Genomic DNA, 25,293 nt, shown 5'->3' with positions numbered 1-25,293 from the left:
TCACTCGCCCTCCACCTTGGCCAGCTTCATCACCCACTTCGGCACTTCCGGCTCGCCGGCGTAGAATTCCTTGGGCTTGTTCTCGGCCATCGCCCAGCGATGCAGCCAGCTCGGCCCATAGCGACCGCTGTAGCCCTTGGCGCCACGCGCATAGGCGGGGTCGCGCACCGCCTCCTGCAGTGACACGAAGCGATAACCGCGACGCTTGGTGGCCGCCACCAGCTCGGCGAAGGTCGCTGCATTGAGTTCGTTGGCATGCATCAGCCACACCTGCGGCAGCGCATACCCCAGCAGCGCCTGCGACTGCTTCTCGTAGTAGTCCACCTTGTTCAGCATGTACGGCACATAGCCCTTGCGCAGGCTCGCCAGCGTCGCCTCGCGCTGCGGTGAATCGGGCAGCTCGTTCATCACGTTGGCGTAGGCAAAGGCCCACACCCACTCACCGTTGTCGACCGTCACCGGCGCAACGCGATAGCCGTGCTGCTTGAAGAACACGTCCATCGCCGCGCGATCTTCCGGCGTACGCCCCGCACGCAGATACGGATGACGCATCCACTGTGGCGTCTGCCCGCGTTCGGCCAACAACGGCCGCAGTACCTGCTCGCCGCGCAGGAAATCCTGCTGGAATGCCGGCACGCCCTTGGCGTTGAGGTCCATGTGCGACCAGGTGTGGTTGCCCAGCTCGTAGCCGGCATCCAGCCAGTCACGCAGCATCTGCACGCGCGCCGGCTGCACCTGGCCATCCACTTCCAGCTTGTTTTCGTTGACGAAGCCCACCACCGGCACGTCGGCCTGGCGCAGCTGCGCCATCAGTGCGGCATGGCGCGCCTGCAGATCGGCCGGCACGATCTCATCCAGGCGCGCCCACGGCAGATCGTCAATGGTCACCGCAATGCGCCGATCGACTTCGGCAGCCTGGACGGTCAGGGACAGCAGCAGCAAGGGCAGTGCATGCAGCAATGAACGCATCAGGTCGGCCTTGGGAGAGAAGGTGCCCGCGACTCTAACCCAGCTTCTGGATATCGTCCCAGCCCCGCCTCCAGATTCGCCCTCACATCACAAGCATCATGAGTATCAATGGGACAATCAACAGCGGAATGACCGCAAGATCAACGCATGTCGACGCAAGCGGTGACCCATAAAGCTCAACGTGTGCCGCTCTTCTATTGCGCCAGCCGACGAAACTGGCGATTCCAAAAACAGCCAATAGCGCAGCAAACCACGGCGATACCACAACGCTCTCGACGAGTGCGCGGTGTTCAACACCATAGCGCTGGACCAAGCCGAACAGCACTCCTGCAATGCCATACAGGAACGCCGTTGACGACGTGGAAACGAGAAAGTACTTCCTGGGAATGACCGGCCCCGGCACCGAAAATCGCGCAACCACGCTCCGCGCCAGAAGGTAATAGCCGTGACGGATGTAGGAAGAAGCGACTACCATCACCAGGATCAGCAGCGCCGTTTCCCACTTCACCAGGCTGTTGAGAAGGTTCATGCGGCGGTAGGCTGCTATCTCGCCAAGTGTCTCATTCAGTCGTGGAACCAGTTCAGTGGCAACGCCATCAAAAAACAGGATCATGGCATAGACCCAGATGCCTGCTGCCGCAAGGGGCAGCGCGACTGTACCGAACCGCGCCGATGCATAGCTCCTGCGGCTTTCCCCTGCTACAAAGTGCAGCGGCCGGCCGAACATCGGAAACGCCAGCAGAAGCAGATACTTGGCCACGCCGGTGCTGCGTGCCCATTTCCAAAGCGTTTGAATCATTCCTGCTCCTGGTATCGCAGTTTCGTTCTCGTTGAACATCAACACGCAAACAGTGTTCTGACCTGATGCAGCACGATTGCGGCATTCCGCAGGACGCGCTACACAGCCTTTCGCGTCTGTACCCTGTTGTAGCGCAACTGCGAGGTGGTGCGCCACAGCCACAGCCCAACCACCATCGCGGCCAGCAACAGCCCACACAGGATGATGGCCAGCGCGTCAGGTGCGTGCGGCGGCATCAGCTCGGCCCTGGCGAACAGCTGCAGCAACCATCGCCGTATCGAGGGCGGCAGCGCCTGCCCGTCCGGTGCCAGATCTGTCATGCATGCAGCAGGCAGTGCCGTGGTGATGCCCGCCCAGACATGCTCATACAGTCGCAGCATCACGCTGGCCAGCAGCAGCGCCGCCGCATGCAGGGCAAGCAGGCCCCACGCACTGCGGCGCAGCGGTACATCCACATGCCGCAGCCAGTGCACACAGACCAGGAGCGTACCCAGCAGGGCGAGCAGCAGCGTTGCCATCGGCAACCAGAACAGCGGCTGCCAGTCATCCAGCGCGCTGGCACGCGCCAGCAGATGCTCGGCCACGTGCAGGCGCGCGGCCGGATCAGTACCACCACAGGCCAGCGACAGTGGCTCCAGCAACAGGTCCACGCGGTGATGGAAGTACCCTGCGGCCAGGCCAACCGACAGCAGCGCCACCACCTGCAGCAGCAACAGCATCAGGCCAGCGCCGAAGAAGCGCCCGAGGCGGGCAGTAAAGGCAGTCATCGGTGTATCCCCAGCAAGTGACGCGCATGCTAGCCAAGCCAATCGACGCTGTCGGCTGGCAGATGCGACACCGTCGCCGGTGATGCGCGATCATGTGCGTTCAATGCAGGAGTGTTGGCGATGCTGGGGTTGTATCTGTTCGTGCGCACCGTGCTGCCGGCACTGCTGGGCGGGGTGGTTGCGATGCTGGGCGCGCGGGTGATCAATCGACGGCTGGCCCGTCTGCCGCCACGCGTGATTGCCCTGCCTGATGACAGCCTGCTGCCCAGCCCCGCTGCACAGCGGCGTTATCGCCGCCTGCGGCGCCGCAGTCCCGGCCTGAACAGCATCACCCTACCGCCCAAGGTGCCGCGGAGCTGGATCTGGCTGGCAGCAATGGTTTTCATCGGCACGATAAGCCTGGCCGTCTACCTGACGCCCGACGGCCCGCGCTTCCAGGTGATGGTGGAGAGCTTCGTGGGCTATCCCTCCACCGTCATCGAGGTCCGCGCGCCGGCAGAGCAGCAGCTGCGCCTGCTGCACACCTGCACGCCGGTACTGCTGCAGACTGTCCGTCCCATCACCATGCGCTATCGCAGGTCCCGAACCGGCAACCCGGTCGAGGTACATGGCGTGCTGCCAGTGCAGGTGCGTCGCCGAGGCACACTGCTGCAGGTGGCCACGGCGCAGCCGGTGGATGCGGCTGTGCTGCGCGATGCCCTGCACGCCTGCAGCACATCGTCCGGCGCTGCACTGACGATGCACGCCCGCATCGTCGCGCCATGGCGGGAATGGGGTTGGCAGCCGTGGCCGGGGCGCAGCAACCAGTAGGGCTTCAACCACGCGGCAGTTTCGCTGCCCACATGTTGTCCACCAGGTTCGGGTAACGGCGCCCGTTCTCTTCCGCCCGCTGCCGCGCCGCCGCCTTCTGCGCCTCCGTCAGCGGCTGCGTCTTCTGGCCCTTCGGTTTGGGCTTCTTCCAGGGCGGCGTGCGGGCGGTAGGCATGTGCGGATGATGCCGTAGTCGGTGTTACTTCTTCAGGAATTCCAGCAGGGCCAGATTGAAGTCATCGGCGTGGCTGGTGTTGCAGCCGTGCGGCGCATGCTTCAGCACCACCACCTCGCTGCCGGCGATGGCCGCGTGCGTACGCTCGCCTGAACCTTCGAACGGCACCGTGGCATCGCTGTCGCCGTGCAGCACCAGTGTCGGTACCGTCACCTTCTTCAGGTCCGCACGGAAATCGGTGGTGGCGAACGCTTTCATGCAGCCCAGCGCGGCGTTCTGGTCAGACTGATGGGCAAGCGCGATGGCGGCCTGGCGCTCGTCCTCGGTGACCATCAGCTTGCCGTCGGCACTGAAGAAGTCACGGGTGAAGCCATCAAAGAACGCTTCCCGGTCTTTCTCCAGCCCCTGGCGCATCTCATCGGCCTTTTCCTGGGTCAGCGGCCCGTCCGGGTTGTCCGCGCCCTTCAGCAGGTACGGCGGCACGGCGGAGGCGAACACTACGCTGTGCAGGCGGTCCTCACCGTGGTTGGCGATGTAACGGGCCACTTCGCCACCGCCCATCGAGAAGCCGACCAGGGTGACATCGCGCAGGTCACGCTCGTCGATCAGGCCGGCCAGGTCAGCGGCCAAGGTGTCGTACTCGTAGCCATCGGCGGGCTTTTCCGAGCGACCGAAGCCGCGGCGGTCGTAGCTGATCACGCGGTAGCTGGCATCGCGCAGCAACGGCACCTGTGCCTTCCAGGATTCGGCCGACAACGGCCAGCCGTGAATCAGGATCACCGGGCGGCCGGTGCCGCCGGTGTCTTCAATGTGCAGGCGGACGGAGGAGGTAGCCATGGGAGCTCCCGGGGAGAATGAGGACCCCAGCCTAGGCACTCGCAACGGAGCCGCCCGTGATGGAATCGGCTCAGGCCATGACATCGCGTACACGGGCACCGGGTTGCCTGAGTTCGCACCCGCAAGTACGGCGCTGGTCGGGCCCTGCCCCCGTTTCGTCAGCGGGCAGTTACGGTGAGGCGGCTCCCGTGCCAGTCTGCGCCGGTCCTCAACGGAGCCATGCCATGCTGCTCGCCCTGCCCCTGCTCGCCGCCGCCGTTACCGGCACCTCCCCCGCCAGCGACACCCTGCACGAGCAGATCCGCGCGGCCGACACGCAACTGTTCGCCGCGGCCTTCGAGGCCTGTGATGCCGACAGGGCCGCCGCGATGACCACCGAGGACATGGAGTTCTTCCATGACAAGGATGGCAAGTCCGCCAGCAGTCGCGCCGACTTCCGTCGCAGCGTGGCCAATCTGTGTGACAGCGCGCGCAAGGGCGGCTGGCACCTGCGGCGCGAGCTGGTGGAGAACTCACTGCAGGTCTTTCCGCTGCAGGACGATCGCGCCCTGGAGATCGGCGACCACCGCTTCCATGAGCGCGGCGCCGATGGCGTCGAACGCTGGATCGGCCAGGCCCGTTTCATCCAGGTCTGGCGCCGGATAGGCAGCCAATGGCAGGCCGAGCGGGTGATCAGTTACGACCACCGCCCGGCGAACAAATGATCATCAGCGCCGCAGCGCCCGCTCAGTCGCGCAGGTTGCTGGCGCGCGTCAGCATCCAGCAGCCGTAGCGCCGCGCGAAGGTGTAGGTATCGCGCTCGGCGTCGCTGCCGAAGGTCACGCGCTGCCCGTTGTCGTCGATCGCTTCGATGCGTGTGGGCGCGTTGTAGGTACCTGCGCGCATGCACTCCAGCGCGACCGGGTCACGGCTGACCGGCGAAGGCACGAACAGATCGAACGCAGCGAGGTAGCGGTAGCTGAAACGTCTCAATCGCGCGCCGCCCTGTTCCAGCACGACGTGCGTGGGTGCCAGCCCCTGGTGGTCGTCGCGCACGGTGTGCGTCGGCACCTCGTACTCCAGCGGGTCGGAGGTATAGCGCAGGCGCACCCGGTCATCGGCCGGGTCGGCAAAGCGTTGCAGGAAACGCGTGAAGTCCTGCGATGGGCAGGCGGGATCGTCCGCTGCCACGGGCGTATCAGCCACTGCAATACCTGCGCAGGCCCACAGCCCCATGCCCAGCAGCAACCGCGCAGCCGCCTGCCCCCGTATCCGGTTTGTCTCCCCGTGCATCACCTTCTCCCTCCATCCCATTGCAGCCGGGCGCCATCCCCTGCGCCCCGGGCCACAGGCTAGCAACAAAGCGGTTACCGGCGCAGCCCACGGCCGTTTTACACTGGCACCATCTGGCCACACGGTAGCGGCCACACGGAGCCCCCATGACCCCTGATGATTCCCTTCACCAGCAGATCCGCCAGAACGTAGCCGCACTGGACGAAAAGCACGGCCGTGCGTTCGACGCCACCAGCGAGAACGTGGCCGCCAGCCTGGCCGTCAAAGCCCGCGAACAGGGCCTGGAACGCGCCGACCACGTGGTGGTGAGCAACGCCACCGCCAACCTCCCGGCCGGGCACAACATCTTCGTGGTGCAGGGCGACCCGGCCAACCCGGCGCACCTGCGGGCGATGCTGCCGACCGCCGTGGCCGCGCAGACGCCGGCCGAACAGTCGCTGCAGAAACTGGGGTTGGGTGGGCAGCAGCCGGTGCAGGCCGAGCAGCAGACGCTGGATGCACAAGCGCAGGATCAGCAGCAGAATCCTGCGCATCGCATGGGGTGAACACCGCCAGGCGTGGATGACCCCGACGCCGGTGGCATGGGCCGCTATCAGCCCATTCGCAGCTGGGCCTGCTGCGTCTGCTGTTGCAGCTGATCTTCCTGCGCGACGCGGCTGGACTCGCGGCCCTGATGCTGCATGCTGGCTTGCTGGTACACCTCTTCAACCGTGCCCTGCTGGGCATCGGCCAGCGACAAGCGCTGGCGGTTCGCCGCGGGATCCGGTGACGCGGTGTCGCCCGTGCGCTGCAGAAAAACATAGCCCGGCGAATCCGCCGCACCGCCACTGCTGAAGGCCACCTGCAAGGTATCGCGTTCGGTGTAGCCACCCTGCACCGCCAATCGCGTCAGGTGGCCCGCCAACAGCTCGGGCTGTTGCCCCGCCGGCGGCCCTTGGCGCTCGGCTGCGTCGCCCAACGCCGCACGCACCCGCTGGTCCAGCGGATGCAATGCGTCGCCCGGCATACGTGCGTCGTTGGCCAACCACTCACCGCTGCGCTCACCGATGTCGTCGTTGTCGCTCAGCAGGTGATGCTTCCACGTACGATCGGGCATCGGGTTGGTTTTCGTACGATTGAGATCACTGTTGGGGAACGGCGGATCGATGCTGTCGACGCCGTGGATGTTACGCAGCGGACGATAACCGTCCTTGCCCCCGCCATTGATGTCCAGAGGAATGCGGACATCCGGGAAAAGCTGCCCGGCGGGACCTCCCAGCGCATTCACGTCGATGCTTCTTTTCCGCTCGATGCCCGCGTGGTTCAGCGCTTCCCAGGTAAAGTCCACGCAGTTGTTGCGGACGTCCTCGTAGTGCTTGCCGAAGCCGAACTTCTCCGGATCCGAGCCGAAGGCCTCGAGCTTCCTGTACTGCGCTTCGCTGATCTCGAGGGTGCGGGTGTGTAGTGGATCCTTATAGACATCTGCATCATCCGGCATGATGTCACCGGGTCCGTTGATGCTTCCGTGTACCTTGGGCGCGAACCCGAAACTCTTCGCTGGCTCGCCTGATGCATGCAGGACATAGACATTTGACCTGGAGAGGATGTCTGCGGAACCCAGTCAAGGACCTCCTGTAGACCGGTCTTCGGGTCCATCAGAGGCGTACCAGGTGCGGCGATGACGATATCTACGGTATAGCGGGGCTTATCCATAAGCTGGCTCCTTCAGTTCCTTCCAAGGGTGAGATGCTGACTACTTTCCAAGCGGGCGGGCGGCGTGGACCTTCAAACGAGCCGAATAGTGCTTCAACTCGGCGCTGGGCTGAACCGTGCGCACATCCAGCCGGTAACGGGCATCAAGATCCAACGGCAGGGCAACGATGCTCCATCGATACTCGCCACCGCTGCCCGCGCTCAACGCTGCATAGCGCCAGACAGTGGAGGTGTGCCATGCAGGAAGCGGCTTCCCCGCGTTAAGCGCGAGTGCCTGGTAGCTGTCATGGGTGGGAACGTCCTGCCAGGTACCTGCGCCCCATCGCTGCAGTGACACCTCAAAGGGAATATTCAACTTGCGCATGTCCGGTTCGCCGTTCTCGCGCCCGCCTTGCCGTTGCACCTCAAGCTCCAGCGCATAGGTGCGTCCTGGATCGAAATTGCGCGCATTCGCTTCGAACTCGAACCGCACCTCTTGGCCCGGCTGATCCACCGTAATCGGTTGCGTCAGTTCCAGCGGTTCCGGCGGCTCCGGGATGCGGCTGGAACAGGCGCCCAGCACGGAGCTCAAGATGATCAACAGGCCGGCGCGCAGCCAGCGGTGGATACCCAGCATGGTTCAGACCTTTTGGCTCCCTGCCATGGGCTTCAACCGTAGCGGGTTGGCGGCGGGGACTTCAACCGGGCAAAGAAAAAGGCAGGGCAAACGCCCTGCCTTTTTCACGCGTCAGGACGCCGGGCGTGGCCCAGCGTCATCGCATCACAGCTGAATCCGCGCCACGCTCTCTTCCGAGCCCTTGGCATCCTTCTCGCCGTTCTTGATGCTCACGTACAGCACATTGTTCTTCGCATCCAGCGCCAGGCTGTTCGGGTGCGTCGGCACGGCGTAGGTGGCCACCTTCTGGTAGCTGTCGCTGTTGTACGCGGTCACCGTCCCGGCTTCGCGGTTGGTCACGTACAGGCGCTTGCGTGGTGCATCCAGCAGGATGCCCAGCGGGCCGGCGTCGGTCGGGATGCTGGCCAGTTCCTTGCCATTGCTGCGGTCGAGCACCAGCACGCGCTGGCCCGGGTGCTTGCTGACCAGCCCGCTGCTCTTGGCCTGGTAACCACGCAGCATTTCCGAGCCCTGGTCGGTCACGAACAGGCGCTTGCCGGCCGGGTCCAGCGCGATGTTCATCGGCTGCTCGGCGGCGATCCTGTGCTGGGCTTCCACCTTGTTGGAGTCGGTGCCGACCACCACCAGATCGGCCAGCAGGTTGCTGGTGTAGACGCGCTTGTTGGCCGCGTCCAACGCCAGGCCCGGCGCCTTGGCATTACCCAGGCCCGGAATGGTGTTGATCACCTTCAGCGTGGTGGCATCGATCACGAACAGCACGCTGCTCACATCCGGCTGGCTGCTGTGGCCTGTGACGTACAGACGGTTGGCGGCGCTGTCGACCACCAGTTCGCGCAGGTCGTGGGTGTAGGCGGCCTTGCCGTCCTTGCCGGTCTTCTTCTCCATCAGCTGCACGGTGCCGATGGCCTTGTTCTGTGCGGTGTCGACCACGGTCACCGACAGGTCCACGGTGTTGCCCACGTACAGGCGGTTGTGGGCGTCGTCCAGCACCACGCCGAACGCCTTGCGCTCCAGCGGGATGCGGGTTTCCACGGCCAGCGTAGTCGGGTTCAGGCGCAACACCTGGGCCGCGCCGGCGTTGTCACCGAAGCCACCGGACGAGGCAACGAACACCGCGTTCTGCTTGGGGCTGTAGGCCAGCTCGTACAGGCCCTGGGCGACGGCCTGGCGCTGCACGGCGGTGGCGGGGCTGGTGGCGGTGGCGGCGTCAGCGGCGAAGGCGGGCGGAGCACCGAGGCTCAGCGACACGGCAACGGCCAGCGCGGCCGAACGGAAAAGGGAATTGCGGATCATGCGAGCGTCCTTCAATGGGCACGGAGGGTGTCCTGGCTCGCGGGGCCGTTCTTCGACGGCCCGGCCCTGCATCTGTCTGCGCGGGGTGGGGCTGGCTGGGTAGCGGGGGAATGGTAGCAGGTAGGGGCCGTGGCGTCCGCCTGCGGATGCATGGCGGACGCGCTGTTCGGTGTTGGACGCCTACGCCATGCGCGGGGCGTGGGTCTGGGTCAGCTGCTGCTCTTCCTGTTGACGCTGGGCATCCCGCTGCGGCTGTGCCTGCGCCAGCTGCTCGATGCGCTCGAAGGAGGCAGCTACCGGCGTCTGAGCCGCGACGTCAGCCGGCAGGCTGGCGCGCTGGTGGGACGGGTCGTTGCGGTCGCCCTGCACGATGAAGAGATTGGGCGCTGCATCGCCACGGCGTTCGCCGAGCAGCACGTCGTCCACGCGGGCGAACTGCTGCTCCTTGGAGAGCGCGAGAAGGCTGGCGCTGACGTTACCGTTCTGGGCACCGAAGGCACCGAGGTCGGCTACCTGCTGGTGGATCTGGTTGAGGCGAGTGTGATCGGCGTGGGATGGATCGGCGGGGGTTCCGGCCGCCGCGATGGAGTTGTTGCGAAGATGCTCGCCATTCTCGGTGAACATCCACTCCCGGAACGTCTGCTTCGGCATAGGGTTCCACTGCACCTTGTCCAGTTCGCTGCCCTTTACCTGCTGGGGAATGGCGTTGACTGGCAGGACGTTGTCCAGGACTCTGCTGGCCCCTTCGTAGTTCTTGATCTCACCGGCCAAGCCCACTGGACGCATGCCCGCGTGGTTCAGTGCACCCCAAGCGAAATCGGTGCAGGCGTTGGAGAAAAAGTCGTAGTTCATGTCGAAGCCGTGCTTCTTCGGGTCGGCCGAGAACTCGAGGATACGGTCGTACTGCTCCTTGCTGATCTCGATCGTTCGCTCAAAGCGGGGGGTGTCGTAGACCCACACATCCATGTCATCGACCTTGCCCCTGTTCGGGTTCTCCTTCGTCCCCGCCAAAGTGAAACCAACGCTCTCCGGCAAGGACTCGCCCGAGCGACGCAGAGACAGGAACATGTGCCCCGCGAACGATGGCTCCAGCAGCAATCTGTTCCCCTCAGCGTCACGTCCGTAACGGGGTGTACCGGGGGCCGCCAGATGGATGGTCACGCTGTAGCGCTCGGCATCGTCCTTGTGCATGTCTACTTTCCTAGTGATTGGTAGCCAACGAGCAATTCTGCTTTCAAGCCTTCCAGCTGGGGTCGATCCTCAACAATATCTACCACCAGAACGTAGCGCCCAGGCGCAATTCCCCCGACCTGCGCCAACTGCAGCGTGCGATAGAGCACCTCTTCAGAGTACAACCCCGCCTCGGCAAGACTGTTGATATCAACACTCCCCGTCGTCAGGTCCGTCACCACGCCATCATCTGGGATCTTCTGCGAGTCACGCCCATCGCGGGTGCGCTGCCAGAGCTGTACAGGGCCAAGCGCGCTACCATCAATCCGCTCCAAGTGCAGCCGCGTTGGCAACCTCCCCAGTGTGATCTTCTCCGACGCATCCAGCAGCCGGTGTGCGTCGGTGTCCTGCAGCCGCAGCCCGACGTTCAGGATCGGAATGGCGGGCTTTTGAGGCGCGGGCAGGTCGAAAGTGACCTCGGCAACCCGCCCGGCCTTCTGCAACTGCACTGCCCGTGTGAACGGCACCACGGTGCGGGCTTCGGCCTGCGCTGGCGTCAGAAGCGTGGGCGCAACCTCAGGCGCTGAAGATGCACGGCACGCCGCCAGCACGCCCAGCACAACCAAGATCACCAGCACCCGCTGCAATTGCACGATCACTGCTCCTTCAACCGCAGCGAATCAGCCACATCGGTCTGCGCCGCCACCTCCGTAGCGATGCTCGCGCGACGATGCCCAGGGTCATCGCGGTCACCCTGCACGATGAAAATGCTCTCCGCCTCATGGCTGCTCTTCGTCGGCCGGCTGAGCAGCACGTGGTCCACGCGGGAGAGGTTGTTCTGCTTGGCCAGCACCAGCAGGCTGGCGCTGATGCGCTGGCTGGTGTCGTCGAAGGTGCGGCCGTGGGCGGCGTCCAGTTCGGCCACCTTCTGGATCAGCTGCGCGAACAGCCGGTGGTCGGGGTGCGAGGGGTCCAGCAGCGTACCGGCCACTTCCATCGGGCTGGGCGGCGGCTCGTGGCTCGGACGACCGCCCTCGCGGTGCAGCTCGGCCTCGCGTTCGGGCATCGGGTGATGCTGTTCGCCATTCAGCTCGCTGGCCGGGAACGGTGCGGCAATGCACTGGATTTCCGGCAGGTTGAACAACACCGCGAACTCGCCCAGATTGCTGCCGCCGTCCAGCGGTGCCGGCTGCGAATGCAGGCCGGCATAGTGCAGCGCGGCCCAGACGAAATCGCTGCAGCGGTTGATGGTGGCCGGGCGATCGACATCGAAGCCGAACTCGGCCGGCTCCTCGGCGAAATCGCGCAGGCAGCCGTAGTGCTCCTCGCTGATTTCCAGGGTGCGGCTGTAATACGGGTCGCGGTGCTCGTCGGCATCATCGTGTGCGACCTCGGCGTACTGCACACCGGCAGCGGCCTCACCGGGCGGCAGGCGCGGCGGTGCGAAGCCGTAGCTGTGTACTTCTTCACCGGCGGCGGTCTGGAAATACATGTGGCCACGCGGTGAGCTGCCGCCGCTGTTCAGCGGGGTGCCGGGCGCGGCTAGAAAGAGGGTTACCGTGTAGCGTGTTGCTTGCTCCATGCCTGCTCAGCCTTGTTGGGTACTGCGGTCCTGGCCGGATGATCGCATAGGTGGGTTCGCGGGCAGGTGGAGAGCCCGGGCCGGGGTGGCGGTGGTTTGCTGAATGTGTGAACCAGCGTGCATTCCAGGGCGTCCGCGAGCTGGGGTGTGGAGTACAGCAGGGACGCCTCGTATAGTTGGCGCATGTGAAGCAATGGACTTGCTTATGGGCCTCATCATGAGGCTGCCGACACTGCTGCCGTTGCATGAACGCTTGAGTGGACCAGGCTTTCAGACCAGGACCACTGTCGTTATTGGCTCAAGATCACGCAAGCGGCTATGCAGACGCGGAACGTCCAAGCCCTCGGACACTCCTTTAGAGAAGTCCGCCGTAGATCAGAAGAGCGGAATCTCCATCCTGCGACCCAGGATGCTTCCGGATGCTCAGTCAGGTGGCAGCGTAGGCATTGAGTACCAGTACACGTTCCGCCGCAACGGAATGACTGTGGGGGCCATGGGATTGTTTGGCAAGGAAGCTCTCATCAGTACGAACGGAGGCCGTGAACGACGTTACACGCTAGATCTTGGCCCTGACTGGGTCCTCGAAGACATGCTCAAGCTCAAAGACTCACTCGGCAGCTCAGACGAATCATTCGCGTTCGTTCAGAGCCTTGCACAGGGTCTTGTAAATTCGTTCGCTGTACAGACGGGCAACCTGGAAGATCTGCGCTATGTAGCTTTCACCCGTGCAGATGCCTTGACACGAGTTGCCGTACCGATCCCAGAAGGCACTCCAATCCTTGACGACGGCGTGATCATCCTCGCCAGCGCGTTCATCCACGCCCACCAAGTCTGAGGAGGATCATCATGGCTAGGTTCATCTTCGATGACTATGCCAGGACGACGTTCTCCGTGTCGACGAACATGGGGGACAACAGCGTCATCTGTCCCCAGCAGATGGACGAGCTGATCGGCTATCTGAAGTCACCAGGTTCGGGCCCCGATAGCGCGACGAGTTTCGAGGAACATACGGAAGCGCGCACTGGCGATGCAGAGCGAGCAGCAGGGCGACGACACCCGCGTCCAGGGGCCCAGTCGCATTCAATGCGAATGGGCAGATCGCGAGATCTCCGTAATCCCCAGCTAGGATGCGATGTAGGTGTCAGGTCTATCCTGACAACCCTTCAGACAAATCTGATGTTCTAAAGATGAGGATCGCGTCACACTCTTGAGGAGGTCGAGGCTAGGGCTGCTCTCCCCGCCCGGATGAGCACTCTGCCAGATAGATCATCCGTTGCGACAGGGGCTTGCATGGGCAACATCAAAGCATTCTTTCGGGAACGCCTTGTGGATATCTCCACGAAGCGGATTTACATCGCGCCAAACATCGAAGAAAAGAAGCTAAACAACGCCATCGGGGCATTTGGTTATGCGGGAAGGCCTGGCAATGTCGTCGCGGTATACGACGACACCCTGCTCGGCAACGCCAAAGAAGGACTGTTTTTCACAGGCGAGCAGGTCATCTACCGACCACCGATGGGCAAGCCCCTGGCGGTGACATCATTGGCTTCTTGCTAAGAGGGAACATGGTGGCATGGGTCCGGTTCGGATGCATCTCATTGACCGAGACGAAGGCGCTTATTGCCGCAGGCAGCCTTGATCACGACGCTGTTGATGAGTACCTCGACGCGGAGTACGCCCGTCTGCTGCGGGCATGACCTTGCACAGGCAGTAGTTTTTTTGACTTTTCTTAGACTTACCAAGGGGATGGCCGCGATGGTCTTTGATCTGATTGATGACGCGGGACTGAGGGAAGCGAGCGCCAGAGCACTGGAGCTGCATCGAAATGGACACAGCTTGGATAGCTGGATCTCGCGCGTGGCCGATTGGCTCATCCATGTTGAAGCCGCCAACCATGACACGTTCGTGGGGCAGGACTTCCAGCACCAACTGTGGGAAGTCCAGACCATCGCCGCTACTGGGCAGGGTCACATCGATGTGTCTGCAGTCATTTCCGATAATGCAATTGCTGAGAAGCTCTGGTCGCTCAAGCAAGCTAAGCTGCCAGACTCTCTCAGCGAGCGTATCGCTTGGCTGGGTGCTGCGTGGGAGGAAGTGAGCGCGCTGGTAGTTGCGCTCACTCTCCGCAAGCCCAGACTGAAGCAGTATCGCGTGTTCGCTTCGCTGTGGCCGCAGCACTTCACCACAGTTGCGCATTACCAGAAGCTCAAGAGCCTGGGCAGAGCGCTGGGACTGAGCATTGGCTCTGACCACCGCACGGAGCTACACCAGCGCATCCTGCAACGACTCGATGATGCTGGCGTTGCCTTCCGCAGTCGCGAGGAACGCATGACCCTTCCGTGGGTCCTTTACGTGCACTACGTTCAGGAGAATGGGAGCGAGGCGACAGAGCTTCCCAGTGAATCCGCCGGTGATTTAAGGCTCAACCCGCTGCCCGCTGGACGCCGCCGGCGGGGCATGCTCGCCATCAACGGGTCAGTTGCAAGCGTACTTGCGATGCTGGAGTTCGCAAAAGGAGGACGCAAGCGTGCGGACTTCCTTGAGCACATCCGCTCAGTGAATCCGAAGCTGGCGACCAATTCTCTGGGTACCAACTTGAACGCGCTGATCGCTGAATGGGGCGCACTGCGATCCTCTGGCGATGATCTGTTTCTGACACCGCGCGGCGAGGCTTTCCTGGAATCAGGAGAAACGGAGGAAGTTTCCGACTGGCTGCTCACCCAGATCCTGGGATTCGACAATCTTCTGTACATGCTCAATCAGACTCCCCTGCCACAGAAGCAAGCCATCAGCCGCCTGCAGAAGGTCAATCCCGGCTGGACCAGCAACTACGCCCCGACAGCGCTCATCAACTGGATCAAGGGAATAGAGCTGGCCGAGCTGGATGCCGGGAAGGTGTTGCATCTGACGCAGCGGGGCCGTGAATGGGCATCCCGTATCCACTGGACGCCTGGCGAACTGCCCCCGGTGGTCAAGGATGCAGGCGAATCACGGACAGACACGCCTGCCGATGAAGTTGAGGATCTGTGGTCAAGCCTTCCCACGCTCGGCGAGATCAGGGCAGCGTTCCCCGCTGATCTCGCGTTCGACGCAAGCCTGATTGCGCAGTTGCACGCAGGGCTCTGGAACCGGAGACACCCCCGCCGCCACTTCGCCGTGTTGACCGGCCTGAGCGGCGCCGGCAAGACCCAGCTCGCCCTGGGCTACGCCAAAGCACTGTGGGCTGGCGTGACTGAGTTGGAGACCGGACAGCGCGGATACCACATCGTCGCCGTGCAGCCGGGGTGGCATGATCCCAGCAGCCTGCTCGGCTATGTCAACCCGATCGACACCGATGTCTACATGCGGACCGGTTTTCTGGAATTCCTGCTGCGCGCGATCGCAGACCCCGACCGTCCCTACGTCGTGCTGCTGGATGAGATGAACCTATCCCATCCAGAGCAGTATCTGGCACCGCTGCTGTCGGCCATGGAGAGCGGCGATGCCGTTGAACTGCATGCGCTTGGCGATGAAGTCGGCGACGTCCCCGGACACATCGACTATCCGTCCAACCTGGTCATCATCGGAACAGTGAACATGGACGAGACGACCCATGGTCTGAGCGATAAAGTGCTGGACCGCAGCGCGGTCATCGAGTTCTGGGACATTAATGTAAACGACTATCCCGGCTGGACTTCCTCGGCGCTGAGCGCAGAAGCACTGGCTCAGGTAAAGGCTGTTTTGAACGCATTGATGACGCCGCTGCGTGCCGTTCGACTGCACTTCGGCTGGCGCACGATTGCCGATGTCCTGGGCTACGTTGAAGCGGGCGTGGAAGGGGGAGTTCTTACTGCGGCGGAGGCCTTGGACCACTCTGTCTATGCAAAGATTCTGCCCAAGCTGCGGGGAGAAGACACCAAACGACTGCGGGACGCCTTCGATGCAGTCGCAGGAGTTCTGGAGAACCATTCGTTGAGCAAATCCGCCAGCAAGGCACGGGAGCTCTGTGTCGACCTGCGCGAACAGGGAAGCGCGCGATTTTGGCGCTGATGCGATGACGACGCTGACCTGCATCGACCAATCACAGACTGAGTACCACCTGATACCCGACGCCGTCTGCAGTGGCTTCCGCGAGTTGGGGATCTACCGATTCCAGGCGCTGCCGGCAAACGCCTCGCTCTATATCGACGAGGCGTTGCTGGAGACCATCAGTACCAGCAGCGGGCCGATGCTGCAGTGGCGACCCGGATTCTACGCCGGTCGGGTGTCTGTGGAGCTTGTGGACCGGGTCGGTCGCCGGCTGGCCATTTACCATCTTGACGTTGCACCAGACGAAAGAAAGCTGGGATCCGACCTGTTCCAGAGCATGTTGGATGACCTTTACGCATTTGACCCCGCGCTCGTCCTTGGAACCGAGGCCGCACAATCCTCAATCGGCGTCGCTGGCGATGTAACAACGCTGTTGCTGCAGTACGCTCGGCTGCGGCGCCACGCCGACGCGGTACTTGCTGCGTTCAGCGCAATCACAGAGCACCCCCTCACCCGGCTTAGGCACGAGCGCCGCCGGATTCCCTTTCATCAGGTCAAGCGCATTGATGCCACATCTGCGCGACAGATGATGCGGCATCCAGACGTCGGCGCTTTACTTCGGCGGGCGCCTCTGCACGGCGCGAGTCTCCCGTCCATGGAGGTCGTGCATTCCTACGAGGATCTGGACAATCCGGCGAACCGCGCATTGGCCAGTTCGTTGGCCGCACTGCGGTTGCGCTGCGGCAATCTGGCGGAAGCCCTTCTACGGATAGCGCAAAGCGAGAAGGCCGAGAACACCCGAACCCCCCTAGGCGCTCGCGTGGGTAGAAAACTGATGTTTCTCGAGGCCTTCTCCGCGCGGCTGCGCAGCTTGGCGAAGCGTCTCCCCTACGCAGCGGCCACGCAGACAGAGATCAACGCATCGGGACTAACCGCGATCTCAGCCAACCCCGACTACGCAAGGGCCTACCGACTGGGATGGGCAGCGCTTCGCCCAGGTGTGGCTGGGCTGGATCGAGATGAGTCACTGTGGATCAGCCCAACCTGGGAGATCTACGAGCGCTGGTGCTTCGTGCAAGTGGTGCAGGCGATTCAGTCTCTTTTCCCCGAGCTGACGTGGACGTGTCAGCGAAGCGCCACAGTGGATGTAGTCCGGCACATTGGCTCTGCTGAAAGTGTGCGGGTGGAAGTGTTGCTGCAGCGAACCTTCCAATCGGCAGGACAGCCCAATTTCGGCATGAGTAGCGTGTCGCTTCAGTTGAAGCCTGACATCGTGGTAACAGCTGAGATCGGACCAGAACGAAGGATGCTGGTATTGGATGCCAAGTACCGCACCTCGCGGCAGGGTGTGCTGGACGCGATGAGATCCGCACACATTTACCAAGACGCACTCCGATGGAAAGGCCAGCGCCCCGACTGCTCTTTGCTGCTGGTACCGCGCGCTGGTGGAGCTTCATGGCTCGAGGATGCGGCGTTTCACACCAGTCACCGCACCGGCATTCATGTACTTTCGCCTGATCAGGATCCTTCTGAACTGCGAGCGATGCTGGAAAGATGGATGAATCCAGCGTAGACCGCCAAGGATAAAGCACTGGGCTACAACCTTTACTTCCTGGCAGCTGCAGAACCAGCCGACGCTTGATTGCTTGGGGTTTTGAGTGAACTGCCGTTGCCACGCGGACTTGTCGTCACACGATTCAACGGAGCATTCAGCAAAGCCTACGACCTGGAGCGCAATGATGCGCTGTGGCCACGCGGGAATCTCGATAAGGCGTGTCAGCACAAAGCGCTGATCACTCACAGAATCACCCCATACTGGCCGCACGAATCTGGATATCCTGCTGCACGCGCTGATCCTCCAGCTGCTGCTCCATCTGGTTGGCAATGGCACGCTGGCTTGCCTCGCGACTGACCGCATCGAACTGCTGCATCGACTCTTCCACCGATGTCTGCGCCGCCAGTTCGGTAGGCGTGGCCGCGCGATGATGCGCCGGATCACTCGGCTCTCCCTGCACCACGAACAGCGTGTGTCCTGCGGGATGCTCCCTGGTCGCATTGCTCACCAGAACATGATCCACACGCTCCAGGTCGTTGTCCTTGGCCAGCACCAGCAGGCTCGCGGTCACCCGTTCGCTCACTTCGTCGAAGCTACGCCCGTGGCGGGCATCCAGCGCTTCCACGCCCTCGCGTATCTGCTGGTACAGCGCGTGATCCGGATGGCCCGGCTGGGTCGGGTCGCTCCGCGGATCACGCGGGAGCGGCGCGTCGTCGACATCGGGCACCGAGACGTCGGCTTGGTGCCGCGCGGGCTCTGCCACCGGCTCGATGGATGAGTCGAGCTTGCTCTCCTGCGGTAACAGGTCCGGCCGCTCGGACTCCGCGTGAGGGTTGGCGTGCGCAGCAGGTGACTGCATTTGCGCTTCAGGGTCCGGCGTCCTCAGTTCGACCGGCTCGGCGGGCGATGAGTGCTCCGCGACCAGTGGCGCCTGTTCCGGCACTGGCTCGGGCCTCGGCTCCAATGGCTGTATTGCGCTGTTGAGCGACGAAACGTCAGGGATTTCGACAGCCTGTTCGGAAACGTGCGTAGCGGTGAGCGGCTCTGCCGCACGGGTCGGGGTGGCGTCCACTACTGCCTCGTGCGAAGCCCCCTGCCCTGACGCTTCCTGCTTAAGGGGCTCAGCGGCCACCGCTGGCGCCACCGCAGAAGTGGCGTTCTGCGCCGGCAGTGGAACGTCCGCCACGCGCGGCTCCGGCTCGAGCGGCGGCGTCTGTACCTCTGGCTCGCGTCGCGGTGGTTGTTCACGCTGCTCGGCATGTCGCACGCGCTCAGGTGTTTCAGGTTCAGGGACTGACGCCGGCACTACCACCGGCGATGGCGTAGCAGCCACCGGCTCAGTCGCTGCAGGCGGGCGATGCAGCGCTTCCTCGCGTTGCGCATCGGCCACCGCCTCACGGGCGTCGGAGGGCGCAGATGCGTCGTTCTGGACATGCTGGGCGGCCGCACGTGCCACCTGCCCGGCATCCACCGTCGCGGCGCCTTGGCGGTTGGCTTCCTGCAAGGCCTGTTGGTACGCCTCCCGCTCGCGGGCGGATAGCGCCGCGATGCGCAACTCCGGCGATTCCGGCACGGGCGCCTGTTCGGCAGCGCGTGCACGAACCTCGCTCCACGCCGCCTGCAGCTCTACTGTCGTGGTGGTCGCCACCGCCCGCGCCACCCCATCCTGCCCCACCTGGTAATGGGTGATGGGCCTTGATTCGCCTGCGTTACCTGCAACGGACGGCCCAAGCTCCTGCATCGTCGGGCCAGTGATGCCGTGCTGCTCGCGAGTGCGCGTGGTGGCCAGTTCGATCGCCTGCTCCCACACGGGGGTAAGCGCGATGCCCGCAGAGTAGTAGCTGTGCCGCAGCTCGTTCTGGTTCATCTCCGCAGCGGAAGGCAGCGGCCGCGCCTCCAACGCAGCGATGGTCTCGTTGAACCGCTCGAGCGATGGTTGCTGGATCGTGCGGGTCAGTTCCAGCTCCAGCGCCATATTGCCTTGCGCTGTTTGCCCGGCGTGCGTCCATTGGCCAGCCTCATCGCGTTGGTAGAGCTGGTTGTCCGAGCCACGAACGGCATCGCTGCTGGCGCGGGCCTGCTCCACCGCTTCCGGCACCAGCGGCACGAAGTCGCTGGCGCGGGTGGCGGCGCGGGTCTCCAGGTAGCTGGCGGCGATGGCGGTCCTGCCATGGGCGATGTTGTTCTCGATACGTTGCACCGCCTCGCGATTCAACTCGTTGGCGCGCTCGGGGCTGGCGGTCTGCGTCTCGTAGACACCCCGGTCGTTTACGCCGGATACGCCCACCTTGACCTGTCGCGTCCACTGCTCGGTCTGCGCGTCGCGGTGCCAGTTGGGATTGTCCAGACGGCCCTCGCCGTCCTTCGCCGGGATGCTGAAAGGATCCTGCGGTGGCGGTGCCTTGCCCAGCGCCAGCTCTACCGCTTTTACATGGGCGTATGCGCCCAGCTCGCGGGCCTTCTCGTAACTGGCACCCACGCTGCGCTCAGCCGGGTTGCCCAGGCCATCGCCCGCGCTGTCCATGGTCGCCTGGCGGTCCCAGTTGCGGCCATTGAACTGCCACGTGACGCCGGCCTTGTCGGTCTGCCGGTAGACGGCACGGTTGTCGAGCAGATCGGCGCCCTTGTCGAAGGCCTTGCTCATCAGCAGCGCATCGCCCGCGACGAGGGCCGCAGGGACGAAACTGGAGGTGCCAATCACCGATGCGGTGGCCATGCCGCCGATCCAGCCACCGCCGTTGCGCGCCAGGGCGTGGGTGAGCTCGGACTGGGCGGCGGTGCCGTTGCCTTCTTCCAGCAGCTGCGAGGTGCGGCGGGCGGTGATGACGGCATCGGCGCCGGAGGCGAGCAGACCGCCGGAGCGGATCAGTTGGCTGGAGGACGCTTCGCCCAACAGTGCCCCAACGGTTGCGAAGCCCTGCTGAGCACGGGGCACGCGCAGGGGCGCTGCCGCCCCTGTGCCCAACGTGTTCTCGACAATCACGATTCCCTCCGGCGAAAAGCTCAGGCGACCAACCTGATGGGCATTCGAGATCGCCTGGGAGAGCCCATGTCGCTGGAGCTCCACTCCTCCACCACGTGTAAGTGGATTAGGAACCGTCTGCACGTGCTGAAGGGTGGCTATGACGCGGTGTTCCGAGTGGGTTACTCCCGCCCAGCCACTATCTATCGGAGCGAAGCTCTTCAGTTGCTGAAGCTGTGCAACATTGGCTTGACCGTAGCCAGCCTCGTTGAAGAAGAAGCTCTGAACCTGTGGCCGGATGTCGTTGGCTCGAAGACCGAGCGGCGCATTGGTGTAGAGATCACCATTGATCAAGCCGACTCGCACCGTATCACGCAGTGCCTCTACGCGACCGACGATCCTGGCCTGTGCGGCAGGATCGCCGTTAAGCGCGCTTGCTCCATCAGCGGTCTGCTCCAGCCGCCGTAGACGCTGCTGAAGCCCTATCTGGTAGTCCGCAATCGGTCCGCCGCTATGTGGTGTGATGCCCAACGTCTGTGCAAACGCCGGATCTGCGGGAAGAAATATTCGGTTCTCTGGCGCATGGATATCGAAGTATCCGGCGTTGGCCAGCCCCTTCAGCAACGGACTGCGCTCCAGCGTGCGCTGCTCGATGGCGTGGTGATCTTGGAAAACAGGTCCATTGCGAGGCATCAATCAGGCTCCTTCCTGCTCAGCGACTTCTGGTCAGCTAGATGTCCGAGGCGTCAATAAACCACATGCCGTCGGCGTCACTGTCCGTCGCGATACCGGCCGCCGCTACCGCATCCTTGAAGGTACGATCGCAGAAAACCGTTCCCGTATAGGGCGTCTTGAAGGCATGTGCCGCCGCCAGCTTGCTGCGATCAAACGTAACGCTGGCACCGCCACTCAGGTCGTAGAATTTTCCATTTATGAAATCCTCGCTCGTATCGATGAAGAGCTTCGAAGCCCCCTCATCCAGCGCATCGATTACCCGTGTCACGGTACACAGGTAGTGGCGGGCACCTTGGCTGCCATCCTCAAGACGATAATCGACGTCCGCGAAGGCGAAGGCGCTGGGATCAGCGGCAGCCATGACATCGTGCAGCCGTTCGGAGACAAGCCAATAGCCACTGAACCCTGCCTCCAGATCCCGGGGAGGAGCGCCCACGGCGGGGTTGAAAGCCAATCGTGGAACCTCGCGAAGTGGCGGAATGCCACCCTCCTCCGGCAGCAGGATCATACGGGGAGGAGACAACAGGCGATCCAGATTCTCGAAGACGACCCCGCAGGCAGGGCCGCTGATTGCACCCGCCTCAAGGAGAAAGAACTCCCCCTTCTGAGGGTGGCTAGCCAAGGTCGAATCCATGCGCTATCTCCATCTCATTCTGAGTCCTGCATTAGGCCACAGCTTACCGGTCACCGGTCGCGGATCAAATACTCACAATCCAAGGATGCATGCTGAATGGACATGTCGCCCTTTAACTCGGTCTGCAGCGGCCGGCAATCAGATGACAACGCAGTCCATTACATGTTGAGCACCCGTCCCATTCTATGAGACGCACCGCAGTCATCCTCGCTCTTTGGAGGATGATCAGGATCAGGATAGACGCCACATGGCTGGTAGCCCTCGACAAGGAGCTTCCCTACCTGTTCGCCGTCGACCATGGCGGTGGCGGCATGGATGAGTACCTGCGGGGCTGCTACGCGGCCCCTCTCCCCCGCGCGAGGCGGCACTGCCGTTCGGCAGCGACTACGACCCGGAGCGCGACGATGCGCTGTGGCGATAGCCGGGCGTGCTGACGTGAACCGTGCAGCAGTCCGGCGCGCCGGAGCTGGATTGCATCAATCGTCTGCTCGCAAAGGTCAGATTGCCGCAGCGTCCACGAAGGAGATACCGCTGTCTCTGGGATTCGTGGCAAGTCCCGCCGCATGGACTGCATCAACAAACCCTCGGCTCGCGATCACGAAGGTGCTGAATGGAGTCAGGAAGACATGCGCATCTCGCACCAACTCAGAGCGAATTGCCAGACTCGCCCCACCTGCAATCGAATAGAACTTCCCATTGACGAAGTCCTCATCGATCTCGATGTCCAGTCTTGAACGTTCCTCGTCTATCGCGTCCAGCTCACGCACCACATCGCACAGGAAGCGCCGTGGCATAGGCGTGCCATCAGCCAGGCGGACATCACATTCAACAAAGTCGAATGCCTGCGGATCCATGGAATTCATCACCCGCCACAGTCGTTCCGAGACGAGCCAGTACCCACTGAAGCCGCCCTCCAGGTCACGTGGCTCAGGCCCCTTGGATGCATCGAGGATGATACGCGGCTTCTCGCGGAGCGCCGGGAAACCCCCATCGCCCGGGCGCAGGATAATGCGCGGTGGATCAAGCAACGCCGACAGGTTCTCAAACTCGGCGCCACGGAAAGCGCGGTTGCTTTCAAGGTCTGGCGCGAACAGGTAGAACTGGCCTACTTGAGGGCCTTGGATAGGACTCCGTTTCATTGGCTGTGTCCTTCGATTCCCTTCAATGACATCGCTGATGGAGCTTACCCCTTTTGGCATGGCTGTTTCGGGGTAAATACGACAAGCTCACGATCTCCGCTAACGAATCCCCGTGATAGCTGAGAAGCACATGCTGCGTGAATTCGCGTCCTTTGAGACAGCGGCAAACCATCCTCCCCTCCCACACTGGAGGATCACCATGACCAAGATCGACCCCGCATGGCTCGAAGCCTTCGACAAAGAGCTCCTCCACCTGTTCGCCATCGACCATAGCGATGCCGGCATGGATGGGTACCTGCTGCGCTGCTACGCAGATCTTCCACCACGCGAGGCAGCGCTGGCGTTCGGCAGCGACTACGACCTGGAGCGCGACGATGCGCTGTGGCCACGGCCGGGCGTGCCTGTGTGAACCGTGCAGCAGTCCGTCACGCCGGCATTCAAGCCAAGCGATGCCAGGGCATGGCCGCTATGCTGGCAGCGCACCGGAATGGAAACCACGCATGCCCCGTTTGAACACCGCCCTGGCACTGAACCTTGTTCTGATGCTGCTGGGCGCTACACCTGCCATGGCCATGGCGGCAGACCCACAGGTTTCCACCGAAGTGTTCGTGGAGCGCGGTGACAACCCCACTTTCGAGCTGCAGCAGGCGCCTGCCGTTGTGTATTCAACGGCCCCTGCCACGCCGCCCGATACCTTGCTGCAGATTCCCATGGTGGTGCTGTTGGTTGCTCAACTGGATGAGCTGGGCCACGTTTCCAACGTGATGGTGGCGCGGTCCAGCGGACTGCGGGAAATCGATCGTGCAGCCTTTACCACAGTGGACCAGTGGCGCTTCGAACCGGTCGTGGTTGAGGGCGTCGCGCGGCATGCGCGGGTTCGGGTGCGTTTGACCTTTGTGCCCACGGTCGAGGCGCCGCCCGCCTGAACCGCTGATCCAAGCTGTCGCAATTGGTCCTACGCCGCGGGCCTGGTTGTGGGCATCCTGCGCTTGGGGCCAATAGCGCCAAGCCCCTCAAGACCGTTGCGGCGCAATCGCTTGCCGGCTTAACACCGTGTGCGACAATCCCGAAAGCGTCAGGACTGGCAATCGTCAGTTCTGCAGCTTCTTGGCATTTGGCAGCTGCGCGGGTATCTCTTGGCGTGCCACCGGAAAAGGGTGGCGCGGGTTCGAAAGCCCGTTCAGTAACCATGTGTTTTACGCTTGTCAGCCGGCGTCACCTTTGCGTGGCGCCGGCTGACAATCCGTTCGCGTTCCATGGCGGGCGGTGCGTGGGGGTCTTCGGACCCACCGGCTTGGTTACTGTCCGGCTTTCGAACCACGCATCGTCCGCCGCCTTTACTGGTGGCGCTGCTATCTGTCCTGTACGGAGCATTGCCATGAACACATCGGACTTCCGTTCCCTGCACGCGCAGTACGATCCGGACAACGCCGAAACCGAGCGCGAACCGTCTGTCGATCCCAACACCTTCGTTGCCACGCTGCGCCGCATCGGAACCGGTGCTGCTGCGGACGGCCAGCCTTGGCCGGAACGGCATCAACTGCCTGGGCGTTGCCTTGAGCTGGCGGATGCGGACTGCGCCCTGGCTGGTCTGCGCGTGGTGGCGGAGTTGATGCTGGCTGCGGAACGCACGCGGCAGAACGGCGCGCCCGAGGAGTACCTGGGGGATCGGGTGATGGAAGGGTTGAAGATGGCGTGTGTGGCGTTGACTGCGCAGGTGGCTGAGCGGTTGCAGGTGCGGGGGTAGCCCAGTTGGACTTGGCCATCTGTCGTGCGGCTGCTGACTCTCCACGCGCTCTTCTTGGCCGGCCGTTCCCTTTCTAGTCCATCCCCTATCTGCAGGGCGTCCAATGAGAGCTGTGATCTATGGCAGCGTGCTGCTGGCGGTGTTGTCTGCGGCGACCGCCAGCTGTCATCTACCCAAGGCTGGCTTGAAACTGCGGACGTTTCGGAAGGTGTCCGACGCTGAGTTTGCTGTCATGCGCGGGGAGGCCGTTCGGCTTGTGCGCCGGGACCTAGTACTCCACGCGCGGTACGCGGGAGAGAGGTACTTTGAGGTCAGTTGCGACGGCAAGCACGTGATGCTGGTGGACAACTCGTTGGAGCAGCTTGTGGTTGTGCTGTATGCGGGCGGGGATATTGAAGCTCCCTGTCTAATGCCGGTGCTTTCGCATTGGAGCGGCGGGTTGTACCGAAACGAGCGTACCCATAGCGAAGATGAGTGCGGCGAGTTGGGATGAAAACCGTACCGGACGTGTTTATACCAACTACACCTCCT

26 protein-coding genes and 1 pseudogene are annotated in these 25,293 nt (G+C 63.1%); 12 read left to right on the top strand and 15 right to left on the bottom strand.

The features are described from left to right. The 3 genes from WKB25_RS19500 to WKB25_RS19490 form a co-directional block, all read right to left on the bottom strand. A complete protein-coding gene (locus WKB25_RS19500) occupies positions 1-969 on the bottom strand; it encodes a polysaccharide deacetylase family protein (RefSeq protein ID WP_340572514.1) in 969 nt (322 codons plus the stop codon). 82 nt (positions 970-1,051) lie between these two features. Beyond that, a complete protein-coding gene (locus WKB25_RS19495) occupies positions 1,052-1,768 on the bottom strand; it encodes a hypothetical protein (protein ID WP_340572513.1) in 717 nt (238 codons plus the stop codon). Positions 1,769-1,866: 98 nt separating this feature from the next. Then, complete coding sequence (locus WKB25_RS19490; RefSeq protein WP_340572512.1) at positions 1,867-2,535, bottom strand: hypothetical protein; 669 nt, start codon at positions 2,533-2,535, stop codon at positions 1,867-1,869. Positions 2,536-2,655: 120 nt separating this feature from the next. On the opposite strand from WKB25_RS19490, the gene WKB25_RS19485 reads away from it, so the two are divergent. Continuing rightward, the gene (locus WKB25_RS19485; RefSeq protein WP_340572511.1) at positions 2,656-3,345 is read left to right on the top strand and encodes a hypothetical protein; all 690 of its coding nucleotides are present in this window, start codon (positions 2,656-2,658) and stop codon (positions 3,343-3,345) included. Positions 3,346-3,349: 4 nt separating this feature from the next. Here the strand turns inward: WKB25_RS19485 and WKB25_RS19480 are convergent, their stop codons facing one another. Then, the gene (locus WKB25_RS19480) at positions 3,350-3,520 is read right to left on the bottom strand and encodes a hypothetical protein (RefSeq protein ID WP_340572509.1); all 171 of its coding nucleotides are present in this window, start codon (positions 3,518-3,520) and stop codon (positions 3,350-3,352) included. A 24-nt stretch (positions 3,521-3,544) separates the two neighbouring features. Then, complete coding sequence (locus WKB25_RS19475) at positions 3,545-4,357, bottom strand: alpha/beta hydrolase (RefSeq protein WP_340572507.1); 813 nt, start codon at positions 4,355-4,357, stop codon at positions 3,545-3,547. Positions 4,358-4,581: 224 nt separating this feature from the next. Between WKB25_RS19475 and WKB25_RS19470 the strand changes: the two genes are divergently transcribed. Next, positions 4,582-5,061 (top strand): nuclear transport factor 2 family protein, encoded by a 480-nt coding sequence (locus WKB25_RS19470; RefSeq protein WP_340572506.1) that lies wholly within the window; start codon positions 4,582-4,584, stop codon positions 5,059-5,061. 22 nt (positions 5,062-5,083) lie between these two features. Here WKB25_RS19470 and WKB25_RS19465 read toward each other — a convergent pair whose 3' ends face one another. Then, positions 5,084-5,542 (bottom strand): hypothetical protein, encoded by a 459-nt coding sequence (locus WKB25_RS19465; protein WP_340572505.1) that lies wholly within the window; start codon positions 5,540-5,542, stop codon positions 5,084-5,086. Between the two features lie 233 nt (positions 5,543-5,775). Between WKB25_RS19465 and WKB25_RS19460 the strand changes: the two genes are divergently transcribed. After that, positions 5,776-6,174, top strand: a complete 399-nt coding sequence (locus tag WKB25_RS19460; RefSeq protein WP_223483326.1) for an XVIPCD domain-containing protein — start codon at positions 5,776-5,778, stop codon at positions 6,172-6,174. A 47-nt stretch (positions 6,175-6,221) separates the two neighbouring features. On the opposite strand, the gene WKB25_RS19455 is transcribed toward WKB25_RS19460, so the two are convergent. The 6 genes from WKB25_RS19455 to WKB25_RS19430 all read right to left on the bottom strand — a co-directional run bounded on the left by WKB25_RS19455 (position 6,222) and on the right by WKB25_RS19430 (position 11,982). Further along, a complete protein-coding gene (locus WKB25_RS19455) occupies positions 6,222-7,106 on the bottom strand; it encodes a hypothetical protein (protein WP_340572503.1) in 885 nt (294 codons plus the stop codon). 255 nt (positions 7,107-7,361) lie between these two features. Continuing rightward, complete coding sequence (locus WKB25_RS19450) at positions 7,362-7,937, bottom strand: hypothetical protein (RefSeq protein ID WP_340572502.1); 576 nt, start codon at positions 7,935-7,937, stop codon at positions 7,362-7,364. A gap of 144 nt (positions 7,938-8,081) precedes the next feature. After that, entirely contained in the window at positions 8,082-9,230 is a 1,149-nt protein-coding gene (locus tag WKB25_RS19445; RefSeq protein WP_340572501.1) for a YncE family protein, read from the bottom strand. Between the two features lie 180 nt (positions 9,231-9,410). Beyond that, positions 9,411-10,421, bottom strand: coding sequence for an XVIPCD domain-containing protein (locus WKB25_RS19440; RefSeq protein ID WP_340572500.1), 1,011 nt, complete (start codon positions 10,419-10,421; stop codon positions 9,411-9,413). A gap of 2 nt (positions 10,422-10,423) precedes the next feature. After that, on the bottom strand, positions 10,424-11,059 hold the full coding sequence (locus WKB25_RS19435) for a hypothetical protein (RefSeq protein WP_340572499.1): 636 nt from the start codon (positions 11,057-11,059) through the stop codon (positions 10,424-10,426). After that, the gene (locus tag WKB25_RS19430) at positions 11,056-11,982 is read right to left on the bottom strand and encodes an XVIPCD domain-containing protein (protein ID WP_340572498.1); all 927 of its coding nucleotides are present in this window, start codon (positions 11,980-11,982) and stop codon (positions 11,056-11,058) included. Before WKB25_RS19430 ends, WKB25_RS19435 begins: the two co-directional genes overlap by 4 nt. A 493-nt stretch (positions 11,983-12,475) precedes the next feature. Between WKB25_RS19430 and WKB25_RS19425 the strand changes: the two genes are divergently transcribed. The 4 genes from WKB25_RS19425 to WKB25_RS19410 all read left to right on the top strand — a co-directional run bounded on the left by WKB25_RS19425 (position 12,476) and on the right by WKB25_RS19410 (position 17,563). Beyond that, positions 12,476-12,817, top strand: coding sequence for a hypothetical protein (locus WKB25_RS19425; protein WP_340572497.1), 342 nt, complete (start codon positions 12,476-12,478; stop codon positions 12,815-12,817). A 455-nt stretch (positions 12,818-13,272) separates the two neighbouring features. Further along, positions 13,273-13,539, top strand: a complete 267-nt coding sequence (locus WKB25_RS19420) for a hypothetical protein (protein WP_340572496.1) — start codon at positions 13,273-13,275, stop codon at positions 13,537-13,539. Positions 13,540-13,617: 78 nt separating this feature from the next. Continuing rightward, positions 13,618-16,011 carry a hypothetical protein gene (locus WKB25_RS19415; protein ID WP_340572495.1) on the top strand — a complete coding sequence of 798 codons (2,394 nt, stop codon included), beginning with the start codon at positions 13,618-13,620 and terminating at the stop codon, positions 16,009-16,011. A 4-nt stretch (positions 16,012-16,015) separates the two neighbouring features. Then, entirely contained in the window at positions 16,016-17,563 is a 1,548-nt protein-coding gene (locus WKB25_RS19410; RefSeq protein WP_340572494.1) for a DUF2357 domain-containing protein, read from the top strand. Between the two features lie 232 nt (positions 17,564-17,795). Here WKB25_RS19410 and WKB25_RS19405 read toward each other — a convergent pair whose 3' ends face one another. Both WKB25_RS19405 and WKB25_RS19400 read right to left on the bottom strand, forming a co-directional pair. Then, complete coding sequence (locus WKB25_RS19405) at positions 17,796-21,200, bottom strand: XVIPCD domain-containing protein (RefSeq protein WP_340572493.1); 3,405 nt, start codon at positions 21,198-21,200, stop codon at positions 17,796-17,798. A 37-nt stretch (positions 21,201-21,237) separates the two neighbouring features. Then, a complete protein-coding gene (locus tag WKB25_RS19400) occupies positions 21,238-21,876 on the bottom strand; it encodes a DUF1629 domain-containing protein (protein WP_340572492.1) in 639 nt (212 codons plus the stop codon). Positions 21,877-22,097: 221 nt separating this feature from the next. Between WKB25_RS19400 and WKB25_RS19395 the strand changes: the two are divergent. Beyond that, a pseudogene (locus tag WKB25_RS19395) lies at positions 22,098-22,297 on the top strand (hypothetical protein). Between the two features lie 76 nt (positions 22,298-22,373). Here WKB25_RS19395 and WKB25_RS19390 read toward each other — a convergent pair. After that, positions 22,374-23,015: a DUF1629 domain-containing protein gene (locus WKB25_RS19390; protein WP_340572491.1), complete on the bottom strand. Its 642-nt coding sequence runs from the start codon at positions 23,013-23,015 to the stop codon at positions 22,374-22,376. Between the two features lie 199 nt (positions 23,016-23,214). On the opposite strand from WKB25_RS19390, the gene WKB25_RS19385 reads away from it, so the two are divergent. The 4 genes from WKB25_RS19385 to WKB25_RS19370 all read left to right on the top strand — a co-directional run bounded on the left by WKB25_RS19385 (position 23,215) and on the right by WKB25_RS19370 (position 25,255). Next, entirely contained in the window at positions 23,215-23,424 is a 210-nt protein-coding gene (locus tag WKB25_RS19385) for a hypothetical protein (protein ID WP_340572490.1), read from the top strand. 91 nt (positions 23,425-23,515) lie between these two features. After that, entirely contained in the window at positions 23,516-23,941 is a 426-nt protein-coding gene (locus WKB25_RS19380) for a TonB family protein (RefSeq protein ID WP_340572488.1), read from the top strand. A gap of 452 nt (positions 23,942-24,393) precedes the next feature. Then, the gene (locus WKB25_RS19375; RefSeq protein ID WP_340572486.1) at positions 24,394-24,762 is read left to right on the top strand and encodes a hypothetical protein; all 369 of its coding nucleotides are present in this window, start codon (positions 24,394-24,396) and stop codon (positions 24,760-24,762) included. A 103-nt stretch (positions 24,763-24,865) separates the two neighbouring features. Beyond that, positions 24,866-25,255, top strand: coding sequence for a hypothetical protein (locus WKB25_RS19370; protein ID WP_340572484.1), 390 nt, complete (start codon positions 24,866-24,868; stop codon positions 25,253-25,255). The last annotated feature ends 38 nt before the right edge of the window (positions 25,256-25,293 follow it).

Source organism: Stenotrophomonas sp. G106K1 (genome assembly GCF_037969685.1).
In the GTDB taxonomy this organism is placed as follows: Bacteria; Pseudomonadota; Gammaproteobacteria; order Xanthomonadales; family Xanthomonadaceae; genus Stenotrophomonas; species Stenotrophomonas lactitubi.
The sequence above is the reverse complement of the archived record's forward strand: the minus strand, read 5'-3'. Positions and strand labels throughout refer to the sequence as shown.

Excerpts from the sequence above, each read along its gene's own strand:
- WKB25_RS19455 (WP_340572503.1), bottom strand. The coding sequence starts at position 7,106 with ATGCCGGATGATGCAGATGTCTATAAGGATCCACTACACACCCGCACC.
- WKB25_RS19480 (WP_340572509.1), bottom strand. The coding sequence starts at position 3,520 with ATGCCTACCGCCCGCACGCCGCCCTGGAAGAAGCCCAAACCGAAGGGC.
- WKB25_RS19420 (WP_340572496.1), top strand. The coding sequence starts at position 13,273 with ATGGGCAACATCAAAGCATTCTTTCGGGAACGCCTTGTGGATATCTCC.
- WKB25_RS19380 (WP_340572488.1), top strand. The coding sequence starts at position 23,516 with ATGCCCCGTTTGAACACCGCCCTGGCACTGAACCTTGTTCTGATGCTG.
- WKB25_RS19390 (WP_340572491.1), bottom strand. The coding sequence starts at position 23,015 with ATGAAACGGAGTCCTATCCAAGGCCCTCAAGTAGGCCAGTTCTACCTG.
- WKB25_RS19470 (WP_340572506.1), top strand. The coding sequence starts at position 4,582 with ATGCTGCTCGCCCTGCCCCTGCTCGCCGCCGCCGTTACCGGCACCTCC.
- WKB25_RS19385 (WP_340572490.1), top strand. The coding sequence starts at position 23,215 with ATGACCAAGATCGACCCCGCATGGCTCGAAGCCTTCGACAAAGAGCTC.
- WKB25_RS19440 (WP_340572500.1), bottom strand. The coding sequence starts at position 10,421 with ATGCACAAGGACGATGCCGAGCGCTACAGCGTGACCATCCATCTGGCG.
- WKB25_RS19450 (WP_340572502.1), bottom strand. The coding sequence starts at position 7,937 with ATGCTGGGTATCCACCGCTGGCTGCGCGCCGGCCTGTTGATCATCTTG.
- WKB25_RS19445 (WP_340572501.1), bottom strand. The coding sequence starts at position 9,230 with ATGATCCGCAATTCCCTTTTCCGTTCGGCCGCGCTGGCCGTTGCCGTG.
- WKB25_RS19485 (WP_340572511.1), top strand. The coding sequence starts at position 2,656 with ATGCTGGGGTTGTATCTGTTCGTGCGCACCGTGCTGCCGGCACTGCTG.
- WKB25_RS19460 (WP_223483326.1), top strand. The coding sequence starts at position 5,776 with ATGACCCCTGATGATTCCCTTCACCAGCAGATCCGCCAGAACGTAGCC.
- WKB25_RS19410 (WP_340572494.1), top strand. The coding sequence starts at position 16,016 with ATGACGACGCTGACCTGCATCGACCAATCACAGACTGAGTACCACCTG.
- WKB25_RS19495 (WP_340572513.1), bottom strand. The coding sequence starts at position 1,768 with ATGATTCAAACGCTTTGGAAATGGGCACGCAGCACCGGCGTGGCCAAG.
- WKB25_RS19370 (WP_340572484.1), top strand. The coding sequence starts at position 24,866 with ATGAGAGCTGTGATCTATGGCAGCGTGCTGCTGGCGGTGTTGTCTGCG.
- WKB25_RS19375 (WP_340572486.1), top strand. The coding sequence starts at position 24,394 with ATGAACACATCGGACTTCCGTTCCCTGCACGCGCAGTACGATCCGGAC.
- WKB25_RS19490 (WP_340572512.1), bottom strand. The coding sequence starts at position 2,535 with ATGACTGCCTTTACTGCCCGCCTCGGGCGCTTCTTCGGCGCTGGCCTG.
- WKB25_RS19500 (WP_340572514.1), bottom strand. The coding sequence starts at position 969 with ATGCGTTCATTGCTGCATGCACTGCCCTTGCTGCTGCTGTCCCTGACC.
- WKB25_RS19405 (WP_340572493.1), bottom strand. The coding sequence starts at position 21,200 with ATGCCTCGCAATGGACCTGTTTTCCAAGATCACCACGCCATCGAGCAG.
- WKB25_RS19430 (WP_340572498.1), bottom strand. The coding sequence starts at position 11,982 with ATGGAGCAAGCAACACGCTACACGGTAACCCTCTTTCTAGCCGCGCCC.
- WKB25_RS19475 (WP_340572507.1), bottom strand. The coding sequence starts at position 4,357 with ATGGCTACCTCCTCCGTCCGCCTGCACATTGAAGACACCGGCGGCACC.
- WKB25_RS19425 (WP_340572497.1), top strand. The coding sequence starts at position 12,476 with ATGGGATTGTTTGGCAAGGAAGCTCTCATCAGTACGAACGGAGGCCGT.
- WKB25_RS19400 (WP_340572492.1), bottom strand. The coding sequence starts at position 21,876 with ATGGATTCGACCTTGGCTAGCCACCCTCAGAAGGGGGAGTTCTTTCTC.